Annotated in this window: 14 protein-coding genes; 2 read left to right on the forward strand and 12 right to left on the reverse strand. The window is 36.2% G+C overall.

Annotation, left to right across the window (positions count from 1 at the left end; all coding sequences use genetic code 11):
* The first annotated feature begins 7 nt into the window (after positions 1-7).
* Entirely contained in the window at positions 8-1,066 is a 1,059-nt protein-coding gene (locus O5640_RS09095; RefSeq protein WP_269612138.1) for a UDP-N-acetylglucosamine--N-acetylmuramyl-(pentapeptide) pyrophosphoryl-undecaprenol N-acetylglucosamine transferase, read from the forward strand.
* Here O5640_RS09095 and O5640_RS09100 read toward each other — a convergent pair.
* The 10 genes from O5640_RS09100 to O5640_RS09145 all read right to left on the reverse strand — a co-directional run bounded on the left by O5640_RS09100 (position 1,059) and on the right by O5640_RS09145 (position 10,198).
* Positions 1,059-2,141: a pyridoxal phosphate-dependent aminotransferase gene (locus O5640_RS09100; protein WP_269612139.1), complete on the reverse strand. Its 1,083-nt coding sequence runs from the start codon at positions 2,139-2,141 to the stop codon at positions 1,059-1,061. The genes O5640_RS09095 and O5640_RS09100 overlap by 8 nt on opposite strands.
* Positions 2,142-2,204: 63 nt before the next feature.
* Complete coding sequence (locus O5640_RS09105; RefSeq protein WP_269612140.1) at positions 2,205-3,362, reverse strand: quinone-dependent dihydroorotate dehydrogenase; 1,158 nt, start codon at positions 3,360-3,362, stop codon at positions 2,205-2,207.
* Entirely contained in the window at positions 3,349-3,834 is a 486-nt protein-coding gene (rnhA, locus tag O5640_RS09110) for a ribonuclease HI (protein WP_269612141.1), read from the reverse strand. The genes O5640_RS09105 and rnhA overlap by 14 nt, the downstream gene beginning before the upstream one ends.
* 67 nt (positions 3,835-3,901) lie before the next feature.
* Positions 3,902-4,297, reverse strand: coding sequence for a 50S ribosomal protein L7/L12 (gene rplL, locus O5640_RS09115; protein WP_269612142.1), 396 nt, complete (start codon positions 4,295-4,297; stop codon positions 3,902-3,904).
* A gap of 52 nt (positions 4,298-4,349) precedes the next feature.
* A complete protein-coding gene (gene rplJ, locus O5640_RS09120; RefSeq protein ID WP_269612144.1) occupies positions 4,350-4,877 on the reverse strand; it encodes a 50S ribosomal protein L10 in 528 nt (175 codons plus the stop codon).
* A gap of 223 nt (positions 4,878-5,100) precedes the next feature.
* Positions 5,101-5,808, reverse strand: coding sequence for a 50S ribosomal protein L1 (gene rplA, locus O5640_RS09125; protein WP_269612145.1), 708 nt, complete (start codon positions 5,806-5,808; stop codon positions 5,101-5,103).
* A gap of 70 nt (positions 5,809-5,878) precedes the next feature.
* Positions 5,879-6,304, reverse strand: a complete 426-nt coding sequence (gene rplK / locus O5640_RS09130) for a 50S ribosomal protein L11 (protein WP_269612146.1) — start codon at positions 6,302-6,304, stop codon at positions 5,879-5,881.
* Positions 6,305-6,406: 102 nt separating this feature from the next.
* Positions 6,407-7,033, reverse strand: coding sequence for a transcription termination/antitermination protein NusG (nusG, locus tag O5640_RS09135; RefSeq protein ID WP_420063706.1), 627 nt, complete (start codon positions 7,031-7,033; stop codon positions 6,407-6,409).
* An 84-nt stretch (positions 7,034-7,117) separates the two neighbouring features.
* Positions 7,118-7,360 carry a preprotein translocase subunit SecE gene (gene secE / locus O5640_RS09140; RefSeq protein ID WP_269612147.1) on the reverse strand — a complete coding sequence of 81 codons (243 nt, stop codon included), beginning with the start codon at positions 7,358-7,360 and terminating at the stop codon, positions 7,118-7,120.
* 72 nt (positions 7,361-7,432) lie between these two features.
* Positions 7,433-10,198: an ATP-dependent Clp protease ATP-binding subunit gene (locus O5640_RS09145; RefSeq protein WP_269612148.1), complete on the reverse strand. Its 2,766-nt coding sequence runs from the start codon at positions 10,196-10,198 to the stop codon at positions 7,433-7,435.
* Between the two features lie 187 nt (positions 10,199-10,385).
* Between O5640_RS09145 and eno the strand changes: the two genes are divergently transcribed.
* Complete coding sequence (eno, locus tag O5640_RS09150; RefSeq protein ID WP_269612149.1) at positions 10,386-11,681, forward strand: phosphopyruvate hydratase; 1,296 nt, start codon at positions 10,386-10,388, stop codon at positions 11,679-11,681.
* Between the two features lie 15 nt (positions 11,682-11,696).
* On the opposite strand, the gene O5640_RS09155 is transcribed toward eno, so the two are convergent.
* Positions 11,697-13,370, reverse strand: coding sequence for an ABC1 kinase family protein (locus O5640_RS09155; RefSeq protein WP_269612150.1), 1,674 nt, complete (start codon positions 13,368-13,370; stop codon positions 11,697-11,699).
* On the reverse strand, positions 13,367-13,678 hold the full coding sequence (locus O5640_RS09160; protein WP_269612151.1) for a hypothetical protein: 312 nt from the start codon (positions 13,676-13,678) through the stop codon (positions 13,367-13,369). The genes O5640_RS09155 and O5640_RS09160 overlap by 4 nt, the downstream gene beginning before the upstream one ends.
* Positions 13,679-13,789: the final 111 nt, after the last annotated feature.

Raw genomic sequence — 13,789 nt, forward strand, 5'->3', positions numbered from 1 at the left:
TTAATTTATGCCTCGCCTTTTAATTGCTGCAAGCGGAACGGGAGGGCATATTTATCCTGCGTTGTCTTTCGCTGACTCACTTTCAGATTCTTGGGAAATTGAGTGGTTAGGTGTGCCAAATAGGCTGGAAATTGAACTGGTTCCCAAAAAATATAATTTAACAAAGCTAAAAGTCGGTGGTTTACAAGGAAATATTTTTAGAAAAACATTTTATTTGTGTAAATTACTCTTTGCTTCTATTCGAGTCTCTTTTTTATTACGTCAAAAAAAAATCAACGTTGTTTTTACTACCGGTGGGTATATATCTGCTCCTAGTATTCTCGGTGCGAAACTGACTGGTATCCCTATTCTGTTGCATGAATCTAATGCTATTCCAGGAAAAGTAACTAGGTTATTGGGTAGATTTTGTGACCATGTTGCGTTAGGAATTCCATCAGCATCTGAGTATTTGCCAGGGTGTAAAACAAGTTTTACTGGAACACCTGTAAGATCAGAATTTTTTTTAGATCAGTCTCTTCCATCTTGGGTACCTTTAGGTGAGGGGCTATTGATTGTAATTATGGGAGGTAGTCAAGGAGCAATTAAAATGAATGAGATGGTCAGAAATATCTTGCCTTGGTTGCTTGATAAGGGTTGTAGAGTCATTCATCTGACCGGTAAAAATGATTGTTTTTATGAGAAATTAGAAAAAGTTGATATTCACGCTAATTTTGTTATTAGACAATTTAGTAATGAAATATCGGCCTTGCTGCGAAATGCTGATCTTGCAATCAGTAGAGCAGGATCGGGAGCAATTAGTGAATTAATGGTAACTAAGACCCCTTCAATTTTAATACCTTTTCCAGCTTCTGCCGATCAACATCAAGAACTCAATGCTGCTTATATGGCTAGATATGGAGGGGCTGTAATAGTTAATCAACATGATTCTGAAAAAGATATTTTGAAAAACACTATATCTAATCTGATAGATTCTAATTCTCTCAGTGAAATGAAATCAAATTTAGATAAGTATGATTGCCTAAAATCTGAAAATAATATATTTGAGATTATAAATTCGATTAGTTAATATAATCTTTTAAGGTATTAATAATTCGAATATTTTGTTTTCGTTTTTGTAGACTTATTCTGATCCAATTTTCATCTAGAGTTATAAATGATCTACAGTCTCTCAATAAAATTCCTCTTTGTTTTAAGTTCTCAATCACATTTAATATAGAACTATCACTTTTAATTAATTGAAAATTTGTAGTTGTGGGTAGAGGCTTAATAGTAGAAAACTCTGACAAACTTTGATGTAACCACTTTCCTTCTTCTTCTACCCATTTATGGATTTTATTTAATCTTTTTTTATGCATTTTAGAATCTTTCATGATCATATTAGTTGCATTTATTGCTAATGTATTTACTGGCCATGGATCTCTTATCTCTTTCCACTCTAATAGTCTATCTGAGTTCGATATGGCGTATCCAATCCTTAATCCAGCAAGACCTAGAAACTTAGTTAAACTTCTTATTACTATGAGGTTTTTATGGTTTTTAGTTAAATCAATGATTGATTGACTTTCACCTCCTGGCGTAAGAGAAATAAATGCTTCATCGCAAATTACTAGTTTATAATTAGTTAATAATTTTTCTATTGACGAACGACTCCATAATTGCCCAGTTGGATTATGTGGGTTTGTAATCCATAAGACATCTGTTTTTGGTTTAATGGGGAATGGCTGTGGGTTTCTATTAGTCCAAGATAAAGGAATAGGATTATGAATATAAGAGGCATTCCAACATCTTAAAGCTCTTTGATAGTCTCCAAACCCAGGAGAGGGTAAAGAACTTATGCCATTTAAACCTGCATCTCTTGCTACCCAGGTAAACAATTCTGAAGCTCCATTACCAGGTAATATCATTGAAGGATCAATATTATGCCATTTTGCTATAGAATTCTTGACTTCAGAATAACTTCTATCAGGATAAGACTTTATAGATTCATTCTTTATACTATTAATTAGATAATTATTTAATTTTTTGGGTAATTTAAAAGGAACTATTGATGCACTTGCATCGATTATTTTATCTGTAGATAGTCCTAACTTTCTTGCTTCTTTTTCAATATTACCTCCATGAATATCAAAGTCTACTTTCATTATAATTAGGACAATTTTATTCTTAGTTTAAAAGATAATCATAATCATTTATTGATTTAAGTTTTATTTCCATGGCTCTTCAGAACCGATTGCCTCTTTGATATTTTGGAATCCGTGTTTTTCCATTTGCATGGTTAATCCATCTAGGATTTCAGGAACTAAATTTGGTCCCTCAAATATCCAACCAGTGTAAACTTGAATCAATGAAGCCCCAGCAACAATTCTCTCCCATGCTGTTCTTGCTGAACTAATTCCACCTACTCCAATCAGAGGTAAATCATTATTTGTGCTACTTCTTAGCCTTCTAATCACTTCTATTCCTCTCTTTTGCAAAGGGAGTCCACTTAAGCCTCCATCCTCTTGTTCAAGCGTATTTCCAGTTGTGATTTTTAGGTTTGTTAAATGAAATCGATTTAAGCTTGTATTAATTGCAATGATTCCATCAATACCATTTTCCATTGCAATCCTTGAAATCTCATCAATTTCTTGATTTGAAAGATCAGGGGCAATTTTCACAAGTAAAGGCGGACAATTGGATAAATCTTTAAGTGTTCTTATTAATTTTTTGATTTGTTTTGGTCCTTGTAATGTTCGAAGGCCTGGGGTATTGGGAGAACTAACATTGATTACTGCATAGTCTGATAAAGGAGCTAATAGTCTTAGAGATAAAGAATAGTCTTTGTGGGCTTCATCTAGAGGGGTGATTTTTGACTTGCCTAAATTTATGCCTAGGACACAAGGTCGATTTCCTGGTGCAGGGATTTGTTGCTTTTCAATAGTTTTTAAAAATTTTTCTGCTCCTTCGTTATTGAATCCCATACGATTTAAGGCAGCTTTCTCTTTTGCAATTCTGAAAAGCCTTGGTTTTGGATTGCCTTTTTGGGCATGCCAAGTAATTGTCCCTAATTCGGCAAACCCAAATCCAAAATAATTCCAAAGTCCTGCTCCTACTCCATTCTTATCAAAGCCAGCAGCAAGTCCTAAAGGGTTTTTAAAGTGAGAGCCAAAAACGATTTGATTTAATCTTGCATTGTTTCTTTGAAAATCCTTTGATGCTTTTGAAAGGATATTAGAAAATATTGGAAAATTTCTATTTAGTGATGCGATTCTAATTGCATTAAGAGCTGAATTAGTAAGTATTTCTGCATCAATACCTTCGTCTTGAGAAAGAAGTTGACCAAGCAAAATATTATATAAGTCGTTTTTTTTATTTTTTGACAAAATCTTTTAGTTGTATTTTTCTACCTTTTGAAAAAGCTACTGCAATTGCGTCGACTCTATCATTGTCCTTCTCTCCGCTATGACCTTTGACATATTGAAATTTGATTTTTGGTAGTTCAGGGTGGTCAAGAGCTTTCCACAAATCTTGATTAAGTACTGGTTTGCCAGATGCAGTTTTCCAGCCTTTCTTTTTCCAATTTGTCATCCATTTTTCCATTCCATCAATTAAATATTTGCTATCAGTCTTAATGGTTATTGAAGGGGTAAATTTTATCTGTTTAAATTTTTCTAGAACAAATAATGCAGCCTTTAATTCCATGCGATTATTTGTTGTCTCAGGGCTGAAACCACCAAATTCAACTTCGCTTCCATCCTGGAACCTAATCAATGCTCCCCAGCCACCCGGTCCGGGATTTCCACTACACGCACCATCAGTTGCAGCTGCAATCGCTAATTTTTCTTCTTTAGACATAAAAAAACCGGTCTGAATAGACCGGTTTTATATAAGCAGAAAATAGGCTTTTTTCCAGTAACGATATTTATTTTAAAGTTACTTTTCCGCCAACAGCCTCAATAGCTTTCTTTAAAGCCTCAGCATCTTCTTTTGTTGCTCCTTCTTTTATTGTTTTGGGAGCAGCCTCAACTAAGGCTTTTGCTTCGCCAAGGCCTAAACCTGTGGCATTTCGAACTTCTTTAAGGACTTTGATTTTAGATGAAGCTTCAAAGCTTTCTAAAACTACCTCAAATTCAGTTTTTTCTTCTGCAGCATCAGCAGCATCGCCACCAGCAGCAGCTCCTGGAGCTGCCATGACAACGCCGGCAGATGCGGCAGCAGATACACCAAAAGCTTCTTCTATTTGCTTGACAAGCTCTGAAGCTTCAAGCAAAGAGAGGCTTTTTAATGAATCTAAGATTTCATCGGTTTTTGCAGACATGTTTTAAATCAGCAACTAAGTAAGTAGAAAACAAATTGTTTAACAAGGAGTATCAGCTCTCGCCGCTCTCAGAATGTTGTTTAAGAGACCTTGCAAGTCCAGATGGGACCTCATTTATACCAATAGCGATTTTGCTTGTTATGGAATTCATTGCACCAGCAATTTGCGCCATAAGTGCTTCCTTGCTAGGAAGTTTTGCAATCGCTTTGATCTCATCTTGAGATAAAAGTTTGCCTTCGAAAAGACCTCCTTTAGTCTCAGACTTTTGAGTTTCCTTTTGAAATGCTTGTACAGCTTTAACAGCACTCCCAACATCTCCTTTGATTAAAACAAAGGCGTTAGTTCCAGTAAGCAATGACTCCAAACCAGTCCAGGAATCTTTTCCTTTTATGGCTTGACGCATCAAGGTATTTTTAGTGACCTTGCAGACGCCATCGCTTTTTTGCAATCTTGAGCGCAAGTCAGACATCTCTTTTGTGGATAAGCCCTTGTAATCAAGAACTAAAGCCATGTCAGAGTTGTCTAGTAGACCCTCTATCGTTTCGACGATCTGTTTTTTGCTTTCCAGCGTGCGGCCCATAATAATTGGATCGAATCGGGGGAAGAACTGGACATACGGCCATATTCCCCATAGGGAATCGAGGCCGCTAACGATTCAATCCAAAAAGATAAAACCCTGCTTATACCTCGGCGGGGATTATAAATTCTATTAAATGAAATATTTAATAGAATTAGACCTGCTGTCTTTGGCTGGGCGTATGCCCTAGTGGTTATACCACTTGGCTAATTTACAACAATGAGGGTCACTTTTCTTTCTGTAAGTCTTGTAATTCGTTTATATCTACTTCTACTGATGGTCCCATGGTGGATGTAATAAAAAAGCTTCTCCAGAACTTTCCTTTTGCTCCGCTTGGTTTATTTTTTTCTATTGTTGATTGCAATGTCTTCAAATTTTCAAGGAGAGCATCTTCCGAAAAACTTGCTTTACCAAATCGGACATGCACAATTCCTGCTTTGTCAGCTCTAAATTCAAGTTTTCCTGCTTTAAATTCTTTAATAGCCCCAGCTAAATCGGTTGTAACTGTTCCTGCTTTTGGATTAGGCATAAGACCTCTTGGACCGAGCACTCTTCCAAGTTTTGCAACCTTAGGCATCATATCCGGAGTTGCAATTAACAGGTCGAAGTCCATTTCTCCCTTATTGATTGAATCAACTAAATCTTCCTCTCCAGCCAGATCAGCTCCTGCTTTGGTCGCCTCAGAAACTTTTTCTCCGCGTGTAACTACTGCTATACGTACTTTCTGACCAGTACCACTTGGTAAGGCAACCGTTGTTCTTAGCTGCTGATCAGTATATTTTGGATCAATACCTAGTCTTATGTGAGCTTCAATAGTTTCATCAAATTTTGCATTGGCATTCTCCTTGACTAGCTTTATGGCTTCAATTGGAGAGTATGAACGTTCTTCCACCTTGGAAAGTAACGTTGTCATTCTTTTAGAAAAATTTTTCATAATAAATTGGGGTCCATTCGACTTTTAGTCTCCCCCCTTTAAGAGAACTTTAGATAATTTTACGATTTAATTAGTCCATTATGGAAACCCCCATATTTTTTGCTGTCCCCTCAATAACTTTCATCGCTGACTCGATGCTGCTGCAATTGAGATCTGGAAGCTTTGTTTTGGCAATTTCTTCAAGTTGACTTTTACTAATCGAACCAGCACTTCCTTTGGCTGATTCGCCTGACCCTTTTTCAATGCCTGCTGCTTTGGTTATCAAAACTGAAGCAGGAGGGGTTTTTGTTATGAAAGTAAAACTTCTATCTTCGAAAACTGATATTTCTACAGGGATAACAAAGCCAGCTTTGTCTTGGGTGCGCGAATTGTATTCCTTACAAAACGCCATTATGTTTACCCCATGTTGGCCAAGCGCAGGCCCAACCGGGGGGGCTGGGTTAGCTTTGCCAGCCTGTAAGGCCAACTTGATCAGGGCTACTACTTTCTTTGCCATCGGCTGAAAATTAAACTAATGCGGAAAATCTGAAAGTAATTCAGATGAATTATCTAATAAACTTAACTCCTAGACTGACCAGACAGCAAAAGGAAATTAAAATCAATTTTGTTTGGTTATTTGAGAAAATTCAAGCTCAACAGGTGTTTCTCTTCCGAAAATTGATAAAAGCGCCTTGAGTTTGTTTCTTTCTCCAGAAACTTCAATTACTTCTCCTTGGAAATCTTTAAAAGGACCTGAAGTCACAACAATCTGATCACCTTCTTCTACATCCAACTTGACAACAGTCTTCTTTTCAGCTGCTCGTTTGAAAATTCTATTAACCTCTTGCCTGCTAAGAGGGCGAGGTTTTATATGCCCTCGTGTTTTACCAGTGGCTCTTCGGTCTTCTGCACCAACAAAATTAATTACATTGGGAGTACTCCTTACAGCCATCATTGTGTCTTCATCTAAGACCATACGCACGAGAACATATCCAGGGAATACTTTCTCTTCTGTAGTCTGCCTACTACCATCTTTCTTTAGCTTGACTGCAGGGGTTTGAGGTATTTCTATCTCTATGATTCTGTCACTAACGCCAAGGGTGATGGCTCTTTGTTCAAGTGTCGCTTTTACCTTCTTTTCGCAACTTGAAGCAACCTGAATAGCATACCAACGTGCAATATTTGTTTTTATTGTTTGGTTTGCGAAATGTGATTGATCATCCTCAAGTGTTTCGGATCTATCAATTATTTTTGAATCTTTAGTAGGAGTGGTTTCAATATCTGACACTGGAAAAAATTGTGAGAGGTTTAAAAATTTAGATTAATGAACTCAGCGGAATATCTGAGTAGAGGCCCATCCATAAAAACGGCTTACAGCGGCAATGGACACTGCCGATAAAGTGACCATTAAAATCACAGCAACAGATTCGCTGAAAAGTTGTTGGCGTGAAGGCCATACAACAAGTTTCATTTCATCGATTGTAGAGGATAAAAAACTTTTTTTTAAGGCAGTCTTTTCCTGTTTAGTAGGAATTACCTTTTCTTGATCCTCTTTAGAGGTTGGGCTTGTCACTTTGGGAAGATTAAAAGGAAGGTACTTTTTAAAAAAATGTCTATATTCCTAGATTAACTTATGTTTGAAAGATTAGTTATCTATTAAAAAAAGAAGTTGGTTAGACTCATCATCTTTAGTCTCAACCCTTATAGATCTGGCATCTTCAAAAGCCTCCTCTAAAATTTGTGTTGCCAGTGGGTTTTCTAATCTTCTTCGAATCACTCTTCTTAGAGGTCTGGCCCCATATTCAGGTTCATAACCTTCATCAGCAAGAGTTTTAATGGTGTTTTCGTCAACATAAAGATCTAAACCTTGGTGCTTGAGCAGCTTCTTTAATTCTTCAAGTTGAAGTCGCACTATTTGTTCTAAACTTTCAGGCTTTAGTGGACTAAATCTTATTATTTCATCAATGCGGTTCAAAAACTCTGGTCGAAAATGTTTGGTTAGCGCTTCGTTGATTTTTTGATTTAATTCTTGTGAAAGAACATTTTTATTTGAATTTTCGCTTTGAACTTTAAGTGAATTATTTAATATTGCTTTGCTAGCAAGATTGCTGGTCATAACAATAACTGTATTTCTAAAATCTACCGTTCGCCCTTGAGAATCTGTGAGTCTTCCATCATCTAACACCTGTAAAAGGATGTTGAAAACTTCTGGATGAGCTTTTTCTATCTCATCAAGCAGTAATACAGCATAAGGTCTTTTTCTAATTGCTTCTGTTAATTGCCCACCTTCTTCGTATCCCACGTATCCAGGCGGGGCGCCTAAGAGTCTTGAGACAGCATTTTTCTCCATGTATTCACTCATATCAAGTCTCAATAAAGCGTCTTCTTCATCAAATAAAGAACTTGCTAGTGATTTAGCAAGTTCAGTTTTTCCAACACCTGTAGGCCCCAGAAAAAGAAAAGATCCTATAGGCCTTCTTATGTCCTGCATCCCAGCTCTTGCTCTGCGAATTGCTGCGGAGACTGCTTGAACTGCATGTAATTGACCAATAACTTTTTTTTCTAAGTCTTGTTCTAAATTTAAAAGCTTTTGTCTTTCACCTGATAAAACTTTGTTAACAGGAATTCCTGTCCATCTTGAGACAACGTCAGCTATGTCTTCTGGGTTAACTTGGTCTGTGAGCAAGGAATTGCCAAATTCATTATCTTCTTGAATAGAAGCTTCTATGTCTTTTATTCTTTCTTTTATTTGAAAAAGTTGTTCAAATTTAAGTCTTTCTACCTCTTCAATATCGCCAGAGATTTCAGCTTCTCTTATTAAATTTTTTAACTCTTCAGCTTTTATGTTTAGTTCTAGTAATTCAGCTGATTTCTCAATCTGATCTTGCCATTGTTGTTTGATCTGAGATAACTCATAGAGCAGCAATTCTCTCTGTTCTTCAAGATCATTAATAGTCTCTAATGTTGTCTCTTCGTTAGCATTTTGGATTAAAGAGTCTAAATGATTAACCTGAGATTCTTTCTCTTCGATAATTTTTGGTTTTGATGCTGATTCGATTTTGACTTGAGCTGAGGCCTCGTCAATCAAGTCAATGGCTTTGTCAGGTAGGCATCTATCACTAATATATCTATGAGATAAACGATTGGCTGTAATTAGTGCTTCATCAGTAATAGTTACTCCATGATGTAATTCATAATTTTCTTTAAGTCCCTTTAGAATTTCCAAGCTTAAATCTAAGCTTGGCTCTTTAATTGATACTTGCTGAAATCGTCTGTCAAGTGCTAGATCTTTTTCGATCGTACGTCTATAATTATCCGGAGTAGTTGCACCAATACAACGTAAGTCTCCACTGGCTAATAATGGTTTCAATAGACTGCCAGCATCCGTGTTTGATCTGTCTTTGCTTACAATTGAATGTAATTCGTCTATAAATAGAATCACTCCTTTTTGACTATCGCTTATTTCACTTAATAAAGATCTGAATCGTTCTTCAAATTGCCCTCGGAATTTAGCTCCAGCTATTAGTGCACCAATATCAAGTGAAATTAGTCTTAAACCTTGAAGAGAATCAGGAAGTTCGTTGGCTATGATTTTTTGAGCTAATAACTCTGCTACTGCTGTTTTTCCAACACCAGGAGCACCAATTAGTACTGGATTATTTTTACCTCTTCGTGATAAAACTTTTGTAATTGCTTTGATTTCCGACTCTCTGCCGATGACAGGGTCTAATTTTCCATTTTCAGCTTCGGCTGTAAGGTCTTTGCAATATAAATCCAATGCGCTTGGCATTTCATTAAGTTTTAAAGATGCTTGTTTTGATGTAATCTCTTCCTTATAGATAGGAGCAAGTGGCTCTGGGTCAGAATTCTTCGAATTGTTTTTGGTAGATACTGAAGACCTTGAATTTTTTGGAGGTCTATCTTCTTTATGTTGAGTCGTAGTTCTTTTTGATTGTTTAAATGATTTAGGTGCTGGTAGTCGTCTCAATTCCGCTTCAAGAATTTGACTAGGGAGACCTGCTTGATAAAACAGATCTTCTCCTAGGCGATTGTCTCTACCAATGGCGATAAGGATATGAGATATCTCTATTTGGTTAGATCCCCATCGAGAGCGGAAATCATCGGCTGTTTCAAGAAGAATTTCTAAATCTTCTCCAATAAATAAGTCTGATTGGTTGTTTATTGGAAGTTCAGCGATAAAGTTTTCTAAAATTTCATTTATTTCTTCATGATTTACAGGTAGAGAGTTTGTATATTTCTGAAATTTTTTATTTCTAAAAAGAACCTGAATAAGATGTTCAACATCTAAATTCTGATGTCGCCACCTTCTGGCTGATTGTTCAGCGATTAGTAAAAGACTCCAAGCTTCATCGCTAAAAGAATCTGGTTCTGTAGTTAGACTTCCATTCATTTTCAATCAATTTAGATTCAAAGTGGTCATTTGTCTTCTTGATTTTGATTAAGACCTTTTTATCGATATGTTTATTTCTTGTTAAGACAAATTTGATTGATTAGGTCTTGGAAAGCAAGCTAGATTAGCAATTCAGGAACATATGGGAATAATGTAGTCCATAAGATCTAAAAATCATCTTAAATTCGTGGCTGACTCTCTAGAACTAGTAATTGATACCATTATGGCCCGAGAAGTTTTGGATTCTCGTGGAAATCCAACCGTTGAGGCTGAAGTGCTTTTAGAAGGTGGAGCTATTGGACGTTCGATTGTCCCAAGTGGTGCAAGCACTGGAGCCCATGAAGCTCATGAATTAAGAGATGGTGGAAAACGTTATTTGGGTAAAGGAGTCATAAAGGCCGTTGGTCATATAGAAGAAACTATTGCTCCCGCGCTATGTGGGCTTTCTGCTTTAGAGCAAGCCACCGTTGATTCGGTAATGAAACAATTAGATGATACAGACAATAAATCAAATCTTGGAGCAAATTCAATTCTTGCTGTCAGCATGGCTACAGCAAGAGCAGCTGCTAATGGATTGGGTTTGCCTTTATATAGGTATTTAGGGGGGCCGATGTCATCTTTATTGCCAGTGCCATTGATGAACGTCATTAATGGAGGAGAGCATGCAGCAAATAATTTAGATTTTCAGGAATTCATGTTGGTTCCTCATGGGGCTGAAAGTTTTAGAGAAGCATTAAGAATGGGAGCTGAGGTTTTTCATACGCTTAAAGATTTATTGAGTCAGAAAGGTTTATCAACTGCTGTTGGTGACGAAGGAGGATTTGCTCCAAATCTTGAAAGTAATAAAGCAGCAGGTGATCTTTTAATGCAAGCTATTGAACAGGCTGGATTTAGACCAGGGGAGCAAATCTCTTTAGCTTTGGATGTTGCAAGTACGGAGTTTTATAAGGAGGGGAAATATTTTTATGGTGGGAATTCCTATACCAGCGAGCAAATGGTTGAAGAATTAGCTGGGTTAGTTAATTCATTTCCAATCATTTCTATTGAAGATGGATTGGCTGAAGATGATTGGGATGGTTGGAGCTTGCTAACTAAAAAGCTTGGCAAAAATGTGCAATTGGTTGGAGATGATTTATTTGTCACCAATACACTTCGTTTACAAAGAGGTATTGATGAGAATATTGCAAATTCAATATTAATTAAGGTCAATCAAATAGGTTCTCTGACTGAGACCCTTGAAGCTATTGAGCTTGCTTCAAGATCAAGTTATACAACTGTCATAAGTCATAGAAGCGGAGAAACTGAAGATACAACTATTGCTGATTTGTCAGTAGCAACTAAATCTGGTCAAATTAAAACAGGGTCATTGAGTCGGAGTGAAAGAGTCGCTAAATACAATCAATTACTTCGTATTGAGGATGAGTTAGGGAGTCAAGCAACATATGCTGGATTGGTCGGTTTGGGACCAAGAGGAAGCTCTTAGTTTTATTATCATTATTTAAAGTTTTCTTCCTTGAAAATTATCTAAACGACTTTCACTTCTCATCTTAAATTTTAATTTAACCCAGCTTACAGCTATAGGAAATCCAATAGTCACTGGTATGAGAAATAAAAAAGGTCTGTTAGTTGAAGAGAGTAAAGCTGATGATATTGCAAGTGAGCCGAGAAGAACAGAATTACTTAATGATTGTTGAGCATTAATCATTCTTCTGAGTTGTCTGTCTGATTCTCCCATTCGCACTTGAAGTTGCAAGTCGCCTTGTTCTAGTCTTTCTAGATTTTCATCCAAACGTTTTGGCAACCCAACTGCTTTACTGCCTATCTCAGTAACTTGTCTTCCTAATTCATTAAATAAGTCATTAGAGTCTGGATTTTTTGAAGTCATTAGAGGAAGTAGGAATGGTTTGGCTATTGCTATTAAGTTGAATTCTGGGTCTAAATATCTTCCAACACCTTCAAAAGTTGATAATGCTCGAAAAACAAAAATCAACTCAATTGGAATTCTAAAGGGTTTCCCATAAGCCAGTTCAGATATATCGCCAGAGAGCTTTTCTATGATTTGAGAATTAAATGGAGGAGTGAGAGCTTCATTTAACATTATTCTTATTAACCTTCTAACTGGACCTATTTCTACTTCTTTTTCTATTAACCCAGCGATTTGAAGTTCTTTGACTAGTCCGCTAACATCTCTTAGTGCTGCGGCTTTGATCATTGAATTAAGCCTGCCTCTAATACGCTCAGAGACAAAACCCATCATTCCAAAATCATAGTAAATAAGAGCACCATCCTTGGAAACAGCTAGGTTGCCTGGATGCGGATCCGCATGAAAAAAACCGTAGTTAACTAATTGTTTTAGATAACTTGTAGCTCCAATCTTTGCGATTAAAGAAGTATCAATATTATTATCTTTTAGAGATTCAATGTCATTTATTTTGATTCCTGGTAAATACTCTAAACATAAAACTTTGCTGGTGCTTAAGTCCCAAAATACACTTGGAATTAAAACATCTGATTCATCTATAAATTGTTGTTTAAATCTTGCAGCATATTGAGCTTCAATTCGAAAATCCAACTCTCTGAGTAATACTCTTTTAGACTCTTTAGCAATACCTATCCAGTCATTACCCCTGCTTAGAGACTTTATTCTCTGAACTATTTTTGCAACTTGATTCATTACATCTAAGTCAAGCCTGAAAAACTTTTCTATATCTGGTCTTTGGACTTTAAAAATAACATTTTGCCCATCAAGTAATTTGGCTTTGTGAACTTGAGCAAGCGATGCTGAGCCAATTGGTAATTCATCAATACTTATAATTTTTTCATATGAATTTCCAAGTTGGGTTGTTAATATTTCATCAACTTTCTGAAATGAAAAAGGTGGAACTCTATCTTGTAGAGTGCTAAGCTCATTTACCCATGCAGATGGAATAACATCAGCTCTTGCAGATAAAAGTTGGCCTAATTTTATAAATGCTGATCCTAGATTGACTAATTCTTTTGTAAGCCATTTTGCTCTTAAATTATTTCTTTTTTCTCTTCTTTTGGATGAATATCCTTTTAAATAAGTCCACTTTTTAGAATCAAACCATAAGTAGAAAAGCAAACCTAATAATATTATCCAGATCTTAATTGCTCTCCCCAACCGTTGAATTTGACTAACTAGAAAAATCAATTTTTTCCCTCAATATCTTTGTTGATTTCGATAACCTTTGTTCTTAAATTATCTATTTGAACTTGAATTAAATCTTCTTTACTTAATTGTTCCTTAGAACTTTTCTCTTGTGTCGCATTAGTCTTTCTCTCTAGACGTTCAGATTCTGCAATAACTTCTTTTTTAAAGCTAGACCATTCATTTTGGATCTTTTGAGGTAATTCTTCAGCAATTTCAGTGAATTCTTGGGCAGAATTGATAACTTTATCAGTTATCCGAGCTGCTATTCGGTTCATAGCTGCTTTTAGCAGTATTTCTGAGTCGCTCAATAATCTAATTATTCAGCTTTCACTTTAGAAGATTCAGCGTTTTTTGTGTCTTCAGATTGAAACTGGATATATGCAGATTTGCTCTTAATCAATTAAATCTATTTAGAAGAT

It is taken from the genome of Prochlorococcus marinus str. MIT 0912, assembly GCF_027359595.1.
Classification (GTDB): Bacteria; Cyanobacteriota; Cyanobacteriia; order PCC-6307; family Cyanobiaceae; genus Prochlorococcus_B; species Prochlorococcus_B marinus_C.

What these genes read in the sequence shown, in the direction of transcription:
- rplJ (WP_269612144.1), bottom strand. Translation starts at nt 4,877, where the DNA reads ATGGGCCGCACGCTGGAAAGCAAAAAACAGATCGTCGAAACGATAGAG.
- O5640_RS09145 (WP_269612148.1), bottom strand. Translation starts at nt 10,198, where the DNA reads ATGAATGGAAGTCTAACTACAGAACCAGATTCTTTTAGCGATGAAGCT.
- rplA (WP_269612145.1), bottom strand. Translation starts at nt 5,808, where the DNA reads ATGAAAAATTTTTCTAAAAGAATGACAACGTTACTTTCCAAGGTGGAA.
- rnhA (WP_269612141.1), bottom strand. Translation starts at nt 3,834, where the DNA reads ATGTCTAAAGAAGAAAAATTAGCGATTGCAGCTGCAACTGATGGTGCG.
- rplL (WP_269612142.1), bottom strand. Translation starts at nt 4,297, where the DNA reads ATGTCTGCAAAAACCGATGAAATCTTAGATTCATTAAAAAGCCTCTCT.
- rplK (WP_269612146.1), bottom strand. Translation starts at nt 6,304, where the DNA reads ATGGCAAAGAAAGTAGTAGCCCTGATCAAGTTGGCCTTACAGGCTGGC.
- O5640_RS09095 (WP_269612138.1), top strand. Translation starts at nt 8, where the DNA reads ATGCCTCGCCTTTTAATTGCTGCAAGCGGAACGGGAGGGCATATTTAT.
- O5640_RS09100 (WP_269612139.1), bottom strand. Translation starts at nt 2,141, where the DNA reads ATGAAAGTAGACTTTGATATTCATGGAGGTAATATTGAAAAAGAAGCA.